This window comes from Rhizobium sp. R693 (assembly GCF_002211315.1).
Classification (GTDB): Bacteria; Pseudomonadota; Alphaproteobacteria; order Rhizobiales; family Rhizobiaceae; genus Rhizobium.
The window spans coordinates 1-18843 of sequence record NZ_LOKY01000004.1 but is presented as its reverse complement, the minus strand read 5'-3'; the positions used below and the strand labels follow the sequence as shown (position 1 = coordinate 18843).

Sequence of the window (18843 nt, the reverse complement as noted above, 5' to 3'; positions counted from 1 at the left end):
GCGTTACCCGTTATAAGCGATGAGCTTGGCGCCGACCGGGACATTGGGATCGGTGGCGTTTTCGGTGACGACATAGTCGAGCGCGAATTTCGAGCCTTCCGGCGCCTTCACCCATTGCGTGCCGATGATTGGCCCCGGCGAGACATTGGCGACGGGACCGCTGGTGAAATCGACCTTGCCGGCGATCGTGGTGGTTTTCAGCGTGGAAATCGCCTTGGCGACGGCTTCCTTGCTCTTGACGTCGCTGCTCGCTTTCAGCGCATCGAAGCCGGCATCGAGAAGCGCCAGGCTTGCGCCCAGTTGCTGCGTCCACTGCTTGCCGCTCGCCGTTTCGTAGCCGTCTGCGAGTTCGGTTCCCGACACGCCCGTCAGCGTGGATTTGTAAGGGAAGGCCTTGTGCCAATAGGCGGCGCTGCCGATGTTCATCCCGAGATCGCCGAGCGCCTCGATGTCGGAGGGAAACAGGCCCGTCTTGGCGACCTGGCAGATCTTGATCTGCTGGGTGAGGCCCTGCTGGGCGGCCTGGCGCCAGAAGGCAGCGAAATCGGGCGGGATCGGGAAGGAGTTGAAGATCTCCACGCCCTCCTGCCGGAAGACAGCGATCTGCGCGGTAAAATCGGTCGTTCCGGTTTCATAGGCGCCGGGATCGACGATGGTGAAGCCGGCCTTGGCAAGGGCCGGCGCCAGATGGGCGCGGATCGCGTTGCCGTCGGCGTCGTTCGGATACATCACGCCGACCTTCTTGTTGGTCTCGATCAGGTTCCACTGCGAAACATAGGCTTTGTGGAATTCTTCGACGCCAAAGCCAAAATGATAGGTCCATTTGAACGGGGAGGGCGCGCCCGGCTTGGCGCCGCGGCCGAAATACCAGGCCTCCCAGGGCATGACGGTGGACAGGCAGGGAACGCCGGCCGCCTCACAGGCATCGGCCACCGGATTGATGGTTTCGGGCGTCGACACCGCGAGCATCAGGTCGATCGCCTGGTTGTTGATCAGCTCCTTCGCGAGCTGGCCGGCGCGCGACGGATCGGACTGGGTGTCCTGGTCGAGAATCTCCACCTTCCAGGTCTTGCCGCCGGCCTGCAGCCCGTTCGCCAGCGCCTTGCGCGCGAGGTCGAGCACATAGCCGTCCGTCTCGCCGAAGCCGCCGAGCGGGCCGGTGCGCGGGCTGATGAAACCGACCTTCAGCGTATCGCCGTCAGCGAAAGCCATGCGGCTGGACAGCGCCAATGCCGCGCCGCCTGCCGCGGCCGATGCGATGAAAGAGCGGCGGGTCAGTGTCGCCGCGTTGAATTTTCCGTTCATGAAATCATTCCTCCCTCTCGATGCGGGCCTCCCGCCCGTTTCGCTGTTCATTCCGGCCGAGCTGTGGTTCAGATCGGGTATTGCCGTTTTCCCGATGCCATGGTGACCCATCTGAGCTCGGTGAATTCGTCGATCGCCGCCTTGCCGCCGAAGCGGCCGTAGCCGCTCGATTTGACGCCGCCGAAGGGCATTTGCGGCTCGTCGGAAACCGTGGCTTCGTTGATGTGGCAGATGCCGGATTCCAGCCGCATGGCGACGGCAAGCGCCGCATTGACATCGGCGCTGAAGACCGCGGCCGAAAGCCCGTATTCATTGTCGTTGGCGACCGTTACGGCCTCGTCGACGCTGCCGACCCGGATGATCGCCGCGACCGGCCCGAAGCTCTCCTCGCGGTAGATGCGCATGGCCGGCGTCACGTGGTCGATGACGGTCGCATCCATCAGCGTGCCGTGGGCCTCGCCGCCGCAGACCAGGACCGCGCCCTTCTGCAGGGCATCGTCGATCAGCGACCTGACGCGGCGCACGGCCTCTGCATTGATCAGCGTGCCGAGCGGCGTATTGCCTTCCCCGGGGTGGCCTGCGACGAGGCTGGCGGCTTTCGTCCCGAACTTGCCGACGAAATGGTCGGCGATCTCGTCCATCAGGATGATCCGCTCTGTCGACATGCAGATCTGACCCTGGTTCATGAAGGCGCCGAAGGCGGCGGCACTGACCGCCTCCTCGATATCGGCGTCGGCAAGCACGATGAACGGCGCCTTGCCGCCGAGTTCGAGCAGGCAGCGCTTCAGATGCCTTGCCGAGGATTCGGCGATGATCCTGCCGACACGAGTGGAGCCGGTGAAATTGATGCGGCGCACGGCCGGATGGGCGATCAAGGCATCGACGACGGCGGCGGCATCGCCCGGCGCGTTGGAGACGACATTGACGACGCCGCGCGGGAAACCGGCATCGCGCAGGATGTCGCCGATCAGGCCATGGGTCTTCGGGCAGAGCTCCGAAGCTTTCAGCACGATGGTGTTGCCGCAGGCCAGCGGCATGGCGACGGCGCGGGTGCCGAGGATGATGGGCGCATTCCAGGGAGCAATGCCGACGCAGACGCCGGCCGGCTGGCGCACAGCCATGGCGAGGCTGCCGGGAATGCTTGACGGAATGAGCTCGCCTGAGATTTGCGTAGACATCGCCGCCGCCTCGCGAAGAATTTCGGCGCCGAGCCCGCAATTGATCGCCGCCCATTGCGCGGTTGCGCCGGTTTCGCCGGTCATGGCGGCGATGAGTTCCGACGTGCGAGCCTCCAGGAGATCGGCCGCGGCATTCAGCAGCCGGCGCCGTTCGCCGGGGCCTGTCTGTGACCAATCGGGGAAAGCGGCAGCGGCGGCATTGGCGGCCCGCGTCATGTCGGCGACGGATCCCGCCGCGGCGACCGTTGCGACATCGCCGGTCAGCGGATCAATGCGCTCGAAGGTCGCCCCTTGGGAAGCCTCCATCGCCTCATTATTGATCATCAGCTTTGCCGAAAACACCGTTTTCCCCATCCGCCACGAAGCAGCGCTTGCATTGTTGCCAGGGGGAGAAGACGCACAGACACAGCAGCCCGAAGGCTGTCTCAGCGTTGCGCGTCTGTCGGAATGCCTCCTCCCAAAGGCTGATGACAGTCAGGTTACGCCGATGGATTGTGGATGGAATGCGATTTATTGGGTTAATATTGTAATTATTTGGCAATTGCCGCAATGTTTATGGCAAGCGGAGGAGATGTCTTGGTGACAGACGGCGGCATTCATCATTATGTCAGGGGCGAATGGCATGCGCCGTCGCTGTCGCATCGGCGCATCCGTCTGCAAAAGGGACTCTATGCCGACTTCTATCATTTCCTGCTGCTCGGGGAGGGGCGAGCCGAGCTGTACTTCGACAGTGGCGAAGATCGGATATTGCAGGGGCCGCTGCTTGCCTTCCTGCCGCCGCAGGCCGGCTGCGACCTGTCGATTTCTGCCGGGACTGCGGCCCATCTCGTCGGAGCCTCGGCGCAGGTCATGGTCGATGCGATCGGCGACAAGGTGGAATCCTATTCGCTGCGCATCTTCACCGAACAGCGCAAGCTGGTCGAGGCGACGGACCCCTTGCTGGTGGCCGAAATCAGTCCGTTGATTTTGGGCTTCGTGCGGGAACTCGCCGATCCCTCCCGCTCTTCCTGGATGGTGGCTTCGGCCTATATGCGCCTGATACTGATGACGCTGTGGCGCGGTTCCGGCGGCGAGAGAAGCGAGCCCCGCGGGCAGGGCGAAACCGGATCGATCCTGCAGCGATATCGGCAACTGGTCGAGGCCGGTTTCCGCCGGCATCGGCCGATCAGCGATTATGCCGCAGAACTGGGCGTCACCGCCGACCGGCTTCATGCGATCTGCCAGAGGGCACTCGGCCGCTCGCCGATCCAGCTTCTGCATGAGCGGGTGGTGCAGGAGGCAAAGCTCAGATTGGAGCGCTCGGCTCGCAATATCCAGGAAATCTCCGACAGCCTCGGCTTTCGCGACCCGACCTATTTCAGTCATTTCTTCAAACGCAAGACCGGCCTTTCGCCCGCCGGCTACCGCCAGATCGCTCGCGCTTCCGCCGGCTCGGAAAACAGCATGCTGTCCTCGGGCTACGCCGATTGGCCCTAGAGCCTGGGTAGGCATGCTCCAGGAATGAGCCCATCAGTCTTCCTCTGTAAATCCGCTTCAGGGCGGCAAGCAGCCCGTCCATTTCCTCGCGTGAAAACAGGGCGATAAAACGCTGTTCGTGCTTGTCGATCCGCTCGCGCGCCTGCACGAGACTCTCGTGACCGCCCGGCGTCAGATGCAGTTCCTGACGGCGGCGGTCTGCTGCGGAAGGGCGCGTTCGATGAAGTCGCGGGCGGCCAGGCGGGTAACGAGTGCCATCATGGTGGCGCGATCGGTGCCGAGCGTATTGGCGAGGTCGATCTGCGATGCGCCTGGATTGCTGGCCAGCAATTCCATCATAGCGAGCTGCTTCTACGTCAGCCGGCCGGTGCTGCCGGTCATTGCCCATCGATATTGCCGACGTCATCGATCGGATCAACGCCAATCCGCCCTCGCGCGCTTCAGCCCGGATGGCGAAGAAGAACGCCGCGTGCTCGACAATACGACCTCCGGCGGGGTGACGGTCAACGACTGCATGAGCCATGTCACGGCGGAAGGTCTACCCTTCAGGCGCCGGCCATTCGGGCATGGGCGCCTATCACGGCAAGTCCGGCTTCCTGACCTTCTCGTACCCACGTGCCATCTATCACCAGAGCCGGATGGTGGAAGCCGAGTACATGATGCGGCCGCCTTGCGGCGAGTCGATGCGCGATTTTCCGGGCGCTGCGATCTGCAAGTAGGGGCGTACGGGCGTTGGTGGCAGGCATCGATGCCGCAGAGCTAGCCAGCCCCACGTGAGTGTAGAGACGGTTTTGCCCCTAATAAAAGGCCGATTTCTACCTCCTGATCGATGAACGCGAAGTCGCGCGGGACGGTCAATGGGAGACACGATGTTTGCTGTCCATGGCGAACGTTGTTCGGTCTCACGGCTGTGAGTGTTTGTTGCCATCGTTCGAATTAGCTCTGTGGGCGGGGCTACTCCCGGTCCAGGTCTTGAAGGCGCGGGAAAAAGCGGTAGCTTCTGCGTAGCCGAGCGCGGCCGAGATATCTTCAACAGACATATTGCCCTGAGCCAGATACGCGGTCGCCAGTTGCTCTCTATAATCTCTTAAAATAGCACGCAACGACGTCTTTTCCTCCGAAAGCCGCCGTTGGAGCGTTCGCGGCGTCATGCCCATCTCCGTTGCCAGGTCAGGCAGTTCCACAGACGCAAGGCCCAGTCGAACGCTGACCAAGGCTTTGACCTGTTCCGTAGCTGACACCTCGGTACTGCTTGCCGCGATGATTGAGGCCATGTGCTGGTTGAGAATGTTGATAAATTCCCGATCTTCGACCCTGTACTGTCTGTCGGCGTCTCGTCTGTCGATTACGATGCAGTTCCTAGCCTGGTTGAAACGTACTGGTGCGCCAAAAATGCGCTGCAGAGCGCTTTCATTTCCAGAAGAGGCGTGTTCGAACCGAACCTCCAGTGGCCGCCAATTGTTATCGAAGGCTGTTCGAAGCTGGCCGCATATGCAGGCGAGAGTAAATTCGCTGTCCTGCCTGAAAAGGCTCGTGGGCCTTATATCGGCATAGACGCGATAGCTGCACATGAGGCCTTCCGGAGCGATTTGAACTGAGAAAGTTGTCGCTGTCTGAAACGCGGTGGCATAGCGCGCGTAATAGCTGAGAGCCGAGCCAATCGAACTAGCTTGCATCAAAAGTAGCCCTATTGGCCAAAGATCGCCGGGTCGCAATGCAAAACCAAGGCGTGCCCCTAGAGTCTGATCTTCGAACGTCCTTGCAGCATCTTCGAAAAACTCAAAGTAGTCGCGCATGTCGAGCCGCGCGTTGGGGTCGCCAATACGCGCATTCGAAAGACCGTGTCTTATCAGTAATGCCTTTAAGTGGGTTCCCGTGCTCGGAAGGTTCTGAATGATCGCTTGCAGTACGAACACGCGCACAGACGCCGCACCGCGCCGGTCGTGCAGAACCATTTTCTCCTCTTGGGTCCGAAGTTTGTCGTAAATTGTCATTTTCTTGGCATGCTCTGTGATGGACGCGCCGTGAGACACTGGCATCCTACATTATCAAAAATCAAACAAACTTGTCAGGGGAACTAGGATGCCAAACGAAATAAACTCAAAGTCTGCGAGGGGAAAACTCGCAGGCAGCTCGGTGGGTGTGGCGCATATTGTCTTCTTCGTCGTGGCCGCTGCAGCACCTATGGCTGCTGTAGTCGGCGCAACGCCTCCGGCCTTCGCTTTCGGTAACATAGGCGTTCCCGGAGCGTTTGTTCTCGTGGGACTGCTTTATCTTGTCTTCTCTGCTGGCTTTACGGCTATGGCCCGTCACGTCAGTAGTGCAGGCGGATTCTATGCTTATATCTCCAGAGGATTGGGTCGCCCGTTTGGAGTGGCAGGTGCCTTCCTTGCGATGGTAACGTATTTGGCCATCCAGATCGGTGTGTACGCGCAAGTAGGAGTTTTCGCTCGCGCGGCTCTGGAGCCTTTGGGGATCGCACTGCCCTGGTGGTTCTGGTCGTTTCTCGTGCTTGTCACCGTGCTATGGTGCGGCCAGCGGCATATCGTCTTCTCGGGAAGGTTACTCGGCGTTTGCATGATCGCCGAACTCTTCATTCTGGCGCTTTTTGCCCTTGGCGTAGTCTTGGCGGGTGGCGGGCCTGACGGCTTGACATCAGCAGGACTGCGACCTTCGGATGTTTTTGCGCCAGGTGTTGGCGTGACGCTGATATTCGTCGTTAGCGCGTTCATTGGCTTTGAGGCTACTGCTATCTTCGGCGAAGAGGCCGCCAATCCCGACCACGCTATCCCACGCGCGACCGTCGCGGCGGTCACCATCATCACCGTCTTCTACGCTTTCATCAGTTGGGCAGTCGTCCAGTACTACGGAGCCGGCGCTGTTGCCAGCAAGGCGAACGAATCGTTAGAAAATTTCTACATGGGCGCAATTGGCGGGGTGCTCGGCGGTTGGTCGACGGTGGCCGTAAACATTCTGCTGCTCACAAGCCTCTTTGCCTGCCTGCTCTCTTTCCACAACACGCTCAATCGCTACTTCTATGCGCTCGGGCGTGATGGTCTCTTGTGGGCCGGTCTTTCGGCTGTTCACCGAGCGAATTCATCACCGCACATAGCTGGCCGAGTGCAGTCTGCCCTTGTTGGCGCGATTCTTGTAGGCTTCGCCCTGATCGGTGCCGATCCCTATGCGGTCGTTTTTGCTTGGACTGTCGCGTTCGCGGGTATCGGGATTTTGGCGGTACAAGTCCTAGTATCGATCTCCATCCTCATCTTCTTCCGAAGACAGCGCCACGGTTTCTCGGCTTTGCGGGTGGTGATTGCGCCTGTCGTCGCCGGCACCGCTCTCGCGGCAGCGTTCGTACAGGTTTCTCGAAACCTTCCGCTGCTTACAGGAAGCGAAAGCTTGATGGTAGCTTCCTTTCCTGCATGCGTCATCCTGATCGGCCTGGCGGGTATTCTCTTGGCTCTTCACATTCGACGCAGCAACCCCGCCCTCTACGACCGGCTAGATAGAACTTTTGCCGAGGCGACGGCTGAGGCGTAAGCGCTTGGCACTCGTCATACCCGATATCACTGGTGCTCAGTGGCCAGTCACCCCTGCGGGACTGGCAGAGTCCGTCCCCTGAAATGAACGGAGCAAAAAATGAAACTCAACTATGAAACCTCTCTCAAAAACTTCTCGGAGACTTTCAACGTTTCCAAAAGCGAGACACGAAAAGGTAGGGACTTTATCCCCGGTGGCTTCAGCAGGAGAACCTTCAACTACGGTCCGCATGCAGTGTTCGCGAAAAGCGGCGAGGGACAGTACATCCATACGATCGACGGAAAGCGGCTTCTCGATCTGAACAACAACTTCTCCACCAACGTCCTGGGTCACAATCATCCTGCGGTCGTGAAGGCTATCGAAGAGCTTCTTCCGGCGGGATTTTCTTTCGGTAATCCAACCGACCACGAGATCGAGCTTGCGCAACTGCTCAGCGAGCGTATCGCGTCAGTTGACCAAGTGAAGTTCTTTTGCTCGGCTAGCGAGGCCTGCCTTGGGGCAGTCCGAATCGCGCGGGGTTACACGGGCAGGAATAAGATCGCGAAGTTCGAAGGCGGCTATCACGGCTTCACTGACGACCTTGCCATTTCCACCCATCCTAGCCCCAGCAACTTTCCTGGGCCAGACTCCAATCCGAGGTCAATACCGGACTCCGACGGCATACCCGCCTACAAAATCGAGAACGTTGTCAATTTGGTTCAAAACGACTACCAGGCTTGCGAGAGCATTCTGAGGCGGCATGCCGGAGACATCGCTTGCGTCATCATGGAACTTCAATCCTGCGCTGGCGGCATTGTCTCCCTCGACAAGGAGTTTGTGAGTAGGCTAGGTGATCTTGCGAGGGAACTCGGCATCCTGCTGATCTTCGACGAAACGATCACGTTACGTGCTGCTTATGGCGGACTACAGAGCCTCTACGACACCAAGCCCGATCTTACAGTAATGGGCAAGATGATCGGTGGGGGCCTTCCCATCGGGGCCGTTGGTGGGTCGCGGCAGGTATTCCGTGTTGTCGAAGAAAACCAGGTGATGATGTCTGGCACACATCACGGCCATCCGATGGCCTGTGCGGCTGGTTTGGCAACCATGAAGGTCATGGACCATCAGGCGTACCAGAAACTCAATTCAATGGCGAAAAAGGTTCGTGACGAGCTCAATTCGTGGGCAGACGGCAAAGGGCATCCTTTTGTCGTGTTCGGCGATTTCTCGGTTCTCGGTTATGCCTTCACCAAAGAAGCGGGCCAGATGATCAAGACACACCGCGACTACTGGAACAAGATCGACGACGAAAAGATGACGATCTATGCCCTGGAAATGGCGACGCGCGGCTACTTTCCCGTCCATCGTGGCCAACTCGGTCTTACGTTGCCGATGACGGATGAAGATGTCACCGGATACATCGATACGACAAAAAGGATTATATCGGACATCTACGCAGCGAACTGATCAGGGCAGCCTCATTTTGAACGGCGAGGGGTATCGTTCCCCATACACTCTTCTCAGGGAAGGAAAGTAAATGTTTGAACTTCGACGGATTGGCGGGAAGTTTGTACCAGCCATTTCCGGCAGCACCTGCAATCGCATATCGGTGAACTGTGTGGACGTCATCTGAAGCTTGCCTTGCCAGAACTTGGAGGCAAAGCGCCGATGATCATCCTCGATGTCGCCGGCATTGGTGCGGCGGTGAATGGTGAGACCTTTGGCGCGTTTGCGACCATGGGACAGATTTGCATGTTGACGGAACCATCGTTGACGAGAAGATCACTGATGAATTCGTGGCGAAGCGAAATTTGTCAATCGGCAATCCGACCATCGCCGATGCCGTGCTGGATCGGCTCGTGCACAATGCTAACGCGTCGAGTTGTCCGGCGAAAGCATGCGAAAGCAACGTTCTTGCCGTCATCGCCGCTGCAACAACCCAGGCTTGACGGCGCGCCAATCCAGATCCATTTGAGGCTTTTTGCCGGAATTGTGGCCGAGGTGAATTCGGAATGGTGGCAGGCATCATCGGATCACGCGCTCGGAAGGCCGGTCCTTACGAATGACAGATGAAAGGGCAAAGGCTGTCAAGGTATCGCGAACACCGGACATTCCAGAAATTTGCTGCCAAATCTGTCTAATGCGGTCTGCCTCGGTTGCCTCAACGCGCACAAGCAGATCAAAGTCACCAGTCATCACGTCACAAGCTACAACCTCGGGAATTTTCCGAAGGGCATGGAGGACGTCGCCCCCTCGCATTCGATCATGTCGGTAGACAAACATTAGAGCGGTCGTAATATTCTGGTCGGAATCACCAGCGCCAGTGACAATGGTATAGCCTTTAATGAACCCCTCTCTCTCCAAGCGCTCAATGCGAACACGCACTGCATTTCGAGACAAATTGACCTTCCCCCCCAAATCCGCGTGAGAAATTCGGGCGTTCGATTTCAGCTCACTCAGTATTTGTTGATCGATATGATCAAGGGGTCGCATGGAAAACGCATCAGCCCATTAGTTGAGAATCGCCGCAAGCATAGAATCATAGACAGCCAGAGCAAGCTGCGGAAGACTGTCCCCCGCTTTTCTCCCAGCAAAATACTTTGCCGCCGCCGCGAGAACGAAACCCGGCAGAGCGTCGCTTTCCGCCACTGTGAGGCCCCTGACCGAATTGTAGCCTTTAAGGACGCTACGCACCTTGTCCTCGTTAAGCTTTCCACATTCCTCAAGCGTCCAGCCTACCAGGACATCAGCCAGCTCGGCGGCTAGAACATCGTCGTGACGCAGTCTGAAGTTTATGACTCCGCCAACCGTATCGTTTAAGAAAAAAACGTTGTCTTTCGAAAGAGCACCGTGCACCGACCCAATAGGAAGCTCCGATCTCGATCGGTCCGTTTTCCGTTCCAGGCAAGAGTGAATTTGTGCAACCACCCGACCCAGGTTTTCGCATTTATGTATGGTGGCGTTCTCGGTGGGACAGCCAGGCAAGAAATCCACGATCGCGATCAGTCGCCCAGCTGCCTGGAATGTCGCATGCCCCTCTACCGTTCGCCTTGGCTTCGGACAAGGTACGCCACAATTGTAGAGTGTATCCATAGTGGCAAAGGCGCGTTCGAGATCGAGCGGCACCGCGCCGTTCTCGAACAATGTGACTATAAAATCGCCGTCGCCGGTTCGGAAAAGGTACGTAGTCTCGGTGTCGCCATTCTGGATGCCAATCACAGAGGACAAAGACCTAAACCCGTACGCTGTCGCAATCGATTCACGATCCTCGTCAGACAGCTCTGTGAATACGGCCATTACATCATCCTTTTGACATCAGGGTCACAGCAACTCCAGCGAACTCGGCACTGCCTTCGAAGATTCTGACGACTTCGGAATTATCCAAACATCCGTCTTCCTCCACGACATCGCGAAGTTGGCGGCGTTCTGTGAGCGCTTTCTTGGAGAGAAATGCTGCTTTACTGTATCCGAGCGACATTGCAAGCGGCGTCGCGAGGACCAAGGACTGTTCCAACATTTGTCTACAACGATCAATGTCAACCTCAATCCCATCAACGCACCGTGTCCGGAAAATATCCATACCTCGGATCAGCATTCGCATAGACTGCATTATATTAACGACGATTACGGGCTCCATCGCATTCAGCTGCAGTTGCCCGGCGCTCGCAGCAAACGTGACGGTTAGATCGTTGCCAATAACCTGAAAAGCTATCTGATTCATCATCTCAGGTATGACCGGGTTAACTTTTCCCGGCATAATTGACGAGCCCGCTTGGACAGGCGGAAGTTTTAACTCGCCGAGCCCGGCACGGGGGCCACTGCTAAGTAGTCGAAGATCGTTGCAAATCTTCGTAATTTTCACAGCAATGCGCTTGAGAACCGAAGAAAATGTCACGAAGCCCCCAGTGTCAGACGTCGCCTCAATAAGATTTCTAGCTGAGATGAGGTTAAGTCCGGAAATGCTTCGTAGATGACCGCAAGCTGCCTGCGCAAAACCAGGATGAACATTGATGGCCGTCCCGATTGCAGAACCGCCTATATTGACCTCGCTTAGTAGCCGCGCAGCCGATTGGACCTGCAGGATATCTTCGTCGATCAATTCAGCGAAAGCCTCGAACTCTTGTCCGACTGTCATTGGCACCGCGTCCTGCAACTGGGTTCGGCCGACCTTCAGGGCACCCCGATGCTCAAGCGCCTTCGCTCGAAGAGAATCTCGGAGATTTGACAGAGAACCTACGAGGCCGTCGCAGATCCGCAGGGTGGTTAGACGTGCAGCGGTGGGGTAGACATCGTTTGTTGACTGCGAGAGGTTTACGTCGTCGTTGGGATGCAGGTGAATGTAGTCGCCTACACGATTTCCAAGCTTCAACAAGCCAAGGTTGGCCACCACTTCGTTGACATTCATGTTTGTCGAGGTTCCCGCGCCACCCTGCATCATGTCGACGGGAAAATTTTGATCGATCTCGCGCAACTCGATGAGATCGTCGCATGCGTCGCAAATGGCCTGCGACTTTTCTGGTGACAGAATGCCAAGATCGCGGTTAGCCAACGCCGCCGCTTTCTTGACCATTGCCATCGATTGGATCAGTTCGGGAAAATCTCTTAGGCGGAGACCCGACACATCAAAGTTCAGCTCTGCCCGGCGCGTATGAACACCATAAAGAACATTTGCCGGCAACGATATTGTTCCCAGCAAGTCAGCCTCGACACGCTCTACAATCATGTTCAACTCCTCCCTTATGCAATCCCGGCGTGACGCATCGCGTCATCGATCTCACGCTTGGTGCTATCGCTTACTTCGACAAGTGGAAGCCGAAGATCACCTCGGATGCGACCAAGACGCGAGAGCGCGTACTTCGGTCCCGCTGGGTTCGTTTCCAGGAATAGAGCGCGATGGAGCGGCATCAATCGATCATGGATTTCGAGCGCTCGCTTATAGTTTCCTGCAAGACACGAGTTCTGGAAGTCCGCGCAGAGGCGAGGGGCGACGTTGGAGGTCACCGAAATGCATCCATGCCCACCATGTGCCATGTAGCCTAATGCTGTCCCATCCTCACCCGTGAGCAGGTTGAAGTCTGTTCCGCATGCCAGGCGTTCAAGTGACGGGCGAAGGATATTTCCTGTCGCATCTTTCACGCCGACGACGTGGTGGCAGTCGTTGTAAATCCGGGCCAGAGTCTCAACGTGGATGTCGATCACACTACGTCCTGGTATATTATAGATGATGATCGGTACCGACGCCGCCGCATCGATGCTGCGGTAATGCTGATAAATCCCTTCTTGGGTCGGTTTATTGTAGTAGGGTGATACAATCAGCAGTCCGTCGGCGCCTGCTTCTTGGGCGTGACGAACGAAATCAATGGCCTCTGCTGTGCTGTTTGATCCAGCACCGGCAATAACATGTGATCGGCCTTTCGCGACTTCGACCGTAATTTCGACGATCCGCTTGTGTTCAGCGTGGCTGAGTGTCGGGCTTTCGCCCGTTGTTCCGCATGGGACAAGGCCGGACGAGCCCTCCGCGATCTGCCAGTCGATGAGGCTGCGGAGAGCAGCCTCATCGATTTTACCCTCTGCGAATGGTGTAACGAGCGCCGTTATCGAACCTTTGAACATCTCTTTCTCCGTGCAGATATGCGCATAGTGCAGACTATCTCTTGGCCCGATTTAGGCACACGACCTTTGGCTGCGTCATGTCTTCGTACGCAAACCGGACACCCTCTCGGCCCATGCTACCGAATTTCGAGCCCCCGAAAGGCATGGCATCGAAGCGATAGTCAGACGAGTCATTGATCATGACACCGCCAGCATCGATGCGACCGGCGGCCTCCAGCGCATCCTCAAGGTCGTTCGTGAAGATACCCGCGTGAAGGCTATATTCGGTGCCATTTGCGAGCTTGATCGCCTCATCAAGGCTGTCAAAAGGCTCCAAAATAACGATGGGCGCGAAAACCTCTTCGCTCCATGTTTCGCAAGTAGTCGGTACGTTCTCCAGCACGGTCGGTGGATACAGCGTACCAGAACGTTCATGACCGCAGAGCAGCTTTGCACCTGCCTCAAGTGCGTAGTCGACCATTGCAGCTGCACGTTTAGCGGCCTTCTCCGAAATCATCGGGCCGACGTCTGTATCGCTGCTCAACGGATCTCCGGTTTTTAGAACTCGCGTTTGCGAAACGAATGCGTCTCGGAAACGATTGTATATCGGTCTCTGTATGAGAATACGCTGCGTGCCGATGCAGTTTTGCCCCGCTGCCCAGAATGCGCCCGAGACGCAACCGTCAACAGCGGCATCGAAGTCGCAGTTTTCCATAACGATGACGGGTGCATTGCCTCCCAATTCCATGGCAAGCTTCTTGATGCCCGCATCTCTAGTGATCGCTTCGCCCGTGGCGAAGCCGCCGGTGAACGAGACCATCCGGACGTCTCTTGCCGACACGAGCGCTCGCCCCAATGCCGCACCACCAACTGCGATGGTGACGACCTCGTCCGGAAGCCCACACTCTATCAGCGTGTCGACAAGCGCGATTGACGACAGCGGAGTAAGCTCCGACGGTTTGAGAATGACTGAGTTGCCACCTGCAATCGCGGGTCCGAGTTTGTGAGCGACTAGGTTTAGAGGGTCGTTGTACGGTGTGATGGCACAAATTAACCCGAGAGGCTCTCGGGTGAACCATCCCTGGCGGGTTTCTGATCCAGCGTAGGAGTCAAAGGGCACCACCTCTCCTGCATTCCGCTTGGCTTCATCAGAAGAAAGCTTAAGCGTGTTAACGCAGCGCATCACCTCTTTGCGAGCTTGGGTGATTGCCTTTCCCGCTTCACGAACGATAAGGACAGCGAAATCCTCCTTTTTCGCATCGATGGCGGCGGCCGTTTTTTCGAGAATTGCGGCACGCTGGTGACGGGGCAGCGAGCGAGATACCTCCGCACCGCGCTTGGCGCGGGCCAAAAGGAAGGGCAGGTTATCTGCCGAGCTCTCAACGACCATACCAACTTCCGATCCATCGAACGGGCTGGTTACAAGAATTCCGTCAGACAATGGCTGATCCACACGAGCGGTCGTCGGCATTATGCGGCTTCCTTGTTGTTGGCTGTTTTTGCAGCGTGGATCGCAATGATGTCGGAAAGGAGCGCGTAAGCGGTTTCGATCCGACCCGCGCCTGGGCCGGTGACCGTCACAGTACCTAGAAGCTCGGTGAGGAACGAAACGGCATTGGTTGCTCCATTTACGCCTGCGAGCGGGTTGTCGCGTGGGAGAAGCTTTGGTGCGACGCTTCCAGTAACGCTGCCGTCTGCATTTCGCTTGGCAGCGCCGATCAACTTCCAGCGACTATCCGACTTGGCTGCATTTTCAATGTCGAGTCCCGAAAGGTCAGAGATACCTTCGCAAGAGACGTCATCTGGCGTAAGGCTTGCGCCGAGCAGCTCGTTTGCGAGAATAACTACCTTTAGGCGGACATCAAATCCCTCGACATCGGCAGTCGGATCGGCTTCTGCATAGCCAAGTTCTTGAGCTTCTTTAACTGCTTCAGCAAAAAGCTTCCCAGATTCCATGCGACCGAGCACAAAATTCGATGTGCCGTTGAGAATACCTTCGAAACCCTGCAATTCAGCCCCAGCCAAGGCTGTATCGGCCAGTCGGATGACGGGGGTCCCGCTCATGACCGAGCCTTCGTATTCGAAGCATACTCCCTTGGCTTCGGCCAATGCCTTGAGGCGTTTCGCGGCGAAGGCTACCGGTCCTTTATTGGTGGTGACAACATGCTTGCCGCTCTGAATTGCCCATTCGCAATGGGAGACCGCTGGCTCTCCATCATTTGGATTCGTGAAGGTGGCTTCGACGATGATATCCGCCGGAGCCTTCTTGATGATCATCTCATTGTTGGCCTCGGGGCTTCCACCAGACAGTTGTCCAAAGCCACCCTTGGTGAAGTTGGCCGCCAAGAGAGTTTTTGCATCGAGACCATTCGGTGAGATTACCGAGCCAAGATGGAGATCGCTCACCGCGACAATGTTCAGGCGAAAGCCAAGATCGCGCTCCCAGAGATCGTTTTTGGAAGCGATCAACTCGGCAACGGCGCGGTTGACGCCTCCGAAGCCGATTAAGGCGATGTTATAGTTTGTCATGAATACCTCCCTCCGTTTCGATGCTCAATCTTCGGAGGCAGAACTGTCAGTCGGAACAGAGCAACTTGACCATTCGAGATGGCAATCCGCTCAAAAACACAATTCGCTTCTCGGCCACGAAAGCATGAGCGGCGGACAATCACGGTGGTGGGAGGGCGACCTCCATCGCCAACCAAGAGCAAGGCTTCGGTTGCGTTGAAAGCACTGGTTAGTCCGATGGACATGAATATGAAGCGATCATTGTGATCCCGCCAGAACGGAATGCGAGGAGAACTGTCCCGACACCGCAGTGTTCTAATTCTGGCAACAGGGCCAAGCATATTTTGATCCTTGTCCACCTACTCGTTCCGGTTTCGAATGCGGAGAAGTAGGCAAACCTACGCTACCTAGCACATTTCCCTTACCGATAGAGCTGCGCGAGTAGTTCGCGGCTAGAGACTCGCAAGTGCAACCAGGGAGGAAACAAAGTGCAATACGAAGGCCCTATTATCGACGCGCATCATCATCTCTGGGATTATAGTATGGCGAAGCACCCATGGCTTCGTCCGCAGGATCAATCGGTCCAGGCCTTGGGCAATCTGGATAAAATACAGAGAAATTTTCTACCCGCGGACTACCTGCAAGACCTGAGGGATCAAGGCATCGTTGGAAGCGTCCACATTGAAGCGCTCTGGGACGATAGAGACCCGGTTGCGGAAACCCAATGGCTGGATTCGCTTGATAAACCTCACGGTGTCGCCGCTAGATATGTTGCCGGTGCGCCCCTTGGAACCGATAGGGCGGCCCAGGTCTTAAGAACGCAGAGTGCCTTCGACCGTGTTGTCGGTGTTCGGGGCATCCTCAGTCACCATCCGTCGAAACCTGAGAAGTCCTTCGTAAGAAACCCCAATCTCTCTAGCGATCCGTCTTGGAGGCGGGACGTAGCACTGATTGCGGCTATGGACCTACATCTCGAGCTAATGATTTACCCCTACCAAGGGCTGTCTGTTTGCGATCTCGCGCGAGATTTCCCGCATCTTACCATTGTGATCAATCACTGTGGTAGCCCTATCGACCAAGATGAGGAAGGTCTCGCTCGGTGGCGAGAAGCGCTCCGGACGTTGGCACGTGAGCCGAACATTCATTTGAAGGTATCGGACATCGCGGCTTACGTCCCTGACTGGACTGAAGAGGTCGTCAGAGAAATCGTGAACGAGTGTGTCCAAACATTCGGCGATCAACGTTGCATGTTTGGTTCCGACTACCCGGTTGTCGAACTTGAGATGCCAATCAAATCGGTTTTCTCAACTTTCAAGAACGCTATCGGGCACCTCGGTACTGACGCGCAGCGCCGGATAATGCACGATAATGCGTTCAAGCTATATCGATTTTAAGGAAAAGCGCTCAGCCTACAACATCTGTAAGGAACGTCATGTCAAATTTAACTGGTAAAATAGCCATTGTAACTGGTGGAGCATCCGGTGTGGGTGCCTCGGCCGCGAGGTTGCTCGCTGAGCAGGGGGCTCGCGTGGTTGTCGCTGACCTAAATTTCGACAAGGCCCAGGAAGTCGCCAAAAGTACCAATGGAATAGCGTTCAAGACCGACGTGTCGCGTGAGGAAGATATGCGCCACCTCGTCGAGCAAACATGCGAGAGACTTGGTGGGGTAGATATCCTCTTCAACAATGCGGGCGTAGGCTTCAGCTCGACCAACGTCTACAAAATGGCGAGTGTCGTGGACACTCCGATGGAGGCATGGGACGCGATCCTCTCGATCAATCTGAAGAGCGTTGCCTTGGGATGCAAGTACTCCATCCCGGTCATGAAGACGCGCGGCGGCGGCAGCATCATAAACAATGCTTCTATTCAAGCCATTGCGGGAGTTTCAGGCGCGGATGCCTACACGGCCGCAAAGGGGGGCATTGTCTCGCTTACCAGAGTGCTCGCCTGTGACTGGGGCCCATCAAACATCCGAGTCAATTGCATTTGCCCCGGACCGATTGAAACTCCGATGATCTCGGAGCTTTTAGGCGATGATGAATTCTTTAAAGCGATTGTCTCCCCAGTGCCCTTAGGTCGAGCAGCGTCGGCCCGCGAAATCGCCGAAGTGGCAGTTTTTCTTGCGGGTCCCGGATCATCCTATGTCAACGGCGCCATCATTCCCGTCGATGGCGGCTGGTCTGCTCGTTGAGCGGCGAAAACTGATTGTCAGCTTCTCAACCCCTCGCCTTTGAGAATGAAGGCAAGGCTGTCATATCAGTCTTGCATTATTTGGGCTGGGTGATGAGGTTGCATAGTGTAACGCCTGATTGACTAGTTCTCCCAGCGCATGGAGCGGATAAGCATGTAACCGTCGCTCGGAAAACAACAGCGCGACCCGGTACTAGGCCGCTGATTTTGGTTCCGAGCCTGAAAGCATGAGTGTGTTCTCAAGTACGTTCAGTAGCGCCACGGCAGCAGGCGAAAGGTGCCGCTCTTGTCGGCTAAAGACCACGGCTTTGGTTCGAAGCATGGTACCAGCGGATACAGGCACGGCGACGACGGTACCCGCCAACAACTCCTTGCGACACGAGAATGCGGGCAAGAACGTTCCCCCCGCGCCCATCGCAGCGAACTGTATAAGAGCGTCAACCGTCGAGACTGTGAGGAGGGGCTCCAATGTTATCTTGGCAGCTTCAAACGCCTTGTCCGTGACTTGCCGGATACCGGAACTTGAAGGCGGGAGTCCTAGCGGAATCTTGCTAACTTCCTCAAGGGTCACTTCGGTCTTTTGGGCCAGAGGGTGCTCCGGTGCAACGATGAAGCTTATTGGGCGCTCGGCATCTATCAGGACATTGAGACTAGGGTCATCGATTGCTCCGAACACTACACCGATTTCAGCTACGTCGGCCACCACCGCATCTACTATTTCATCGGCCTGTGCGATTACTAATTCGACACGTATTCGTGGATACGCTGAAAAAAAAATTGCCAAAGGGCTGGTCACAAATTCTCGCAAAAAGCCGCTGCCCATTGCGACTACGACCAAACCTTCTCGAAGCCCGCGAAGATTGCTCATTGTCTGATTGAGGGAGATATCGAGCGAGCGCACGTTTGACAGGTGCCGAAAGAGTGAACCACCTGCTTGAGTGAGCTGAATGCCGATTCCGATGAAGCCGCCCCTTTGTTCCGAGATTATTGCGCCCCCGGATTCCGGGATGATCTCGCCCCCTTGAGGCTGGGGTCCTGCTGGCTGTGATTGTTGTCAGTCGATCGTCGTTAGGAG

General features: G+C 56.8%; 15 protein-coding genes and 3 pseudogenes. 7 read left to right on the top strand and 11 right to left on the bottom strand.

Features of this window, described 5'->3' with window-relative positions:
- Positions 1 to 3: 3 nt before the first annotated feature.
- Positions 4 to 1305 (bottom strand): ABC transporter substrate-binding protein, encoded by a 1302-nt coding sequence (locus tag ATY79_RS05360; RefSeq protein ID WP_088703190.1) that lies wholly within the window; start codon positions 1303 to 1305, stop codon positions 4 to 6.
- A 68-nt stretch (positions 1306 to 1373) separates the two neighbouring features.
- Positions 1374 to 2837, bottom strand: coding sequence for an aldehyde dehydrogenase (locus ATY79_RS05355; RefSeq protein WP_088703189.1), 1464 nt, complete (start codon positions 2835 to 2837; stop codon positions 1374 to 1376).
- 222 nt (positions 2838 to 3059) lie between these two features.
- Between ATY79_RS05355 and ATY79_RS05350 the strand changes: the two genes are divergently transcribed.
- A complete protein-coding gene (locus tag ATY79_RS05350; RefSeq protein WP_088703188.1) occupies positions 3060 to 3959 on the top strand; it encodes an AraC family transcriptional regulator in 900 nt (299 codons plus the stop codon).
- A gap of 40 nt (positions 3960 to 3999) precedes the next feature.
- Here the strand turns inward: ATY79_RS05350 and ATY79_RS05345 are convergent.
- A pseudogene (locus ATY79_RS05345) lies at positions 4000 to 4319 on the bottom strand (MarR family transcriptional regulator); the annotation flags it as partial.
- Between the two features lie 4 nt (positions 4320 to 4323).
- Here ATY79_RS05345 and ATY79_RS05340 point away from each other — a divergent pair.
- Positions 4324 to 4678: pseudogene (locus ATY79_RS05340) on the top strand (aldehyde dehydrogenase family protein); the annotation flags it as partial.
- Positions 4679 to 4861: 183 nt separating this feature from the next.
- On the opposite strand, the gene ATY79_RS05335 reads toward ATY79_RS05340, so the two are convergent.
- Positions 4862 to 5953, bottom strand: coding sequence for an AraC family transcriptional regulator (locus tag ATY79_RS05335; protein ID WP_245312318.1), 1092 nt, complete (start codon positions 5951 to 5953; stop codon positions 4862 to 4864).
- A gap of 88 nt (positions 5954 to 6041) precedes the next feature.
- Here ATY79_RS05335 and ATY79_RS05330 point away from each other — a divergent pair, with 88 nt between their 5' ends.
- The 3 genes and pseudogenes from ATY79_RS05330 to ATY79_RS31300 all read left to right on the top strand — a co-directional run.
- Positions 6042 to 7499, top strand: a complete 1458-nt coding sequence (locus ATY79_RS05330) for an APC family permease (RefSeq protein WP_088703187.1) — start codon at positions 6042 to 6044, stop codon at positions 7497 to 7499.
- 99 nt (positions 7500 to 7598) lie between these two features.
- Positions 7599 to 8945, top strand: a complete 1347-nt coding sequence (locus ATY79_RS05325; RefSeq protein ID WP_088703186.1) for an aminotransferase class III-fold pyridoxal phosphate-dependent enzyme — start codon at positions 7599 to 7601, stop codon at positions 8943 to 8945.
- A 138-nt stretch (positions 8946 to 9083) separates the two neighbouring features.
- A pseudogene (locus tag ATY79_RS31300) lies at positions 9084 to 9283 on the top strand (aldehyde dehydrogenase family protein); the annotation flags it as partial.
- Positions 9284 to 9503: 220 nt separating this feature from the next.
- On the opposite strand, the gene ATY79_RS05315 reads toward ATY79_RS31300, so the two are convergent.
- The 6 genes from ATY79_RS05315 to ATY79_RS05290 are packed head-to-tail and all read right to left on the bottom strand — an operon-like array spanning position 9504 to position 15599.
- Positions 9504 to 9971 (bottom strand): Lrp/AsnC family transcriptional regulator, encoded by a 468-nt coding sequence (locus tag ATY79_RS05315; protein ID WP_088703185.1) that lies wholly within the window; start codon positions 9969 to 9971, stop codon positions 9504 to 9506.
- An 18-nt stretch (positions 9972 to 9989) separates the two neighbouring features.
- Complete coding sequence (locus ATY79_RS05310; RefSeq protein ID WP_088703184.1) at positions 9990 to 10775, bottom strand: phosphotransferase; 786 nt, start codon at positions 10773 to 10775, stop codon at positions 9990 to 9992.
- A 4-nt stretch (positions 10776 to 10779) separates the two neighbouring features.
- Positions 10780 to 12201, bottom strand: a complete 1422-nt coding sequence (locus tag ATY79_RS05305; protein WP_088703183.1) for an aspartate ammonia-lyase — start codon at positions 12199 to 12201, stop codon at positions 10780 to 10782.
- 14 nt (positions 12202 to 12215) lie between these two features.
- Positions 12216 to 13091, bottom strand: a complete 876-nt coding sequence (dapA, locus tag ATY79_RS05300) for a 4-hydroxy-tetrahydrodipicolinate synthase (protein ID WP_088703182.1) — start codon at positions 13089 to 13091, stop codon at positions 12216 to 12218.
- Positions 13092 to 13125: 34 nt separating this feature from the next.
- The gene (locus tag ATY79_RS05295; RefSeq protein ID WP_088703181.1) at positions 13126 to 14541 is read right to left on the bottom strand and encodes an aldehyde dehydrogenase family protein; all 1416 of its coding nucleotides are present in this window, start codon (positions 14539 to 14541) and stop codon (positions 13126 to 13128) included.
- Entirely contained in the window at positions 14541 to 15599 is a 1059-nt protein-coding gene (locus ATY79_RS05290) for a homoserine dehydrogenase (protein WP_088703180.1), read from the bottom strand. Before ATY79_RS05290 ends, ATY79_RS05295 begins: the two co-directional genes overlap by 1 nt.
- Before the next feature lie 467 nt (positions 15600 to 16066).
- Between ATY79_RS05290 and ATY79_RS05285 the strand changes: the two genes are divergently transcribed.
- Both ATY79_RS05285 and ATY79_RS05280 read left to right on the top strand, forming a co-directional pair.
- On the top strand, positions 16067 to 16972 hold the full coding sequence (locus ATY79_RS05285; RefSeq protein ID WP_088703179.1) for an amidohydrolase family protein: 906 nt from the start codon (positions 16067 to 16069) through the stop codon (positions 16970 to 16972).
- A 38-nt stretch (positions 16973 to 17010) separates the two neighbouring features.
- Positions 17011 to 17769: an SDR family oxidoreductase gene (locus ATY79_RS05280; protein WP_088703178.1), complete on the top strand. Its 759-nt coding sequence runs from the start codon at positions 17011 to 17013 to the stop codon at positions 17767 to 17769.
- A gap of 192 nt (positions 17770 to 17961) precedes the next feature.
- On the opposite strand, the gene ATY79_RS05275 is transcribed toward ATY79_RS05280, so the two are convergent.
- Positions 17962 to 18636 (bottom strand): LysR substrate-binding domain-containing protein, encoded by a 675-nt coding sequence (locus ATY79_RS05275; RefSeq protein WP_088703177.1) that lies wholly within the window; start codon positions 18634 to 18636, stop codon positions 17962 to 17964.
- Positions 18637 to 18843 lie beyond the last annotated feature (207 nt).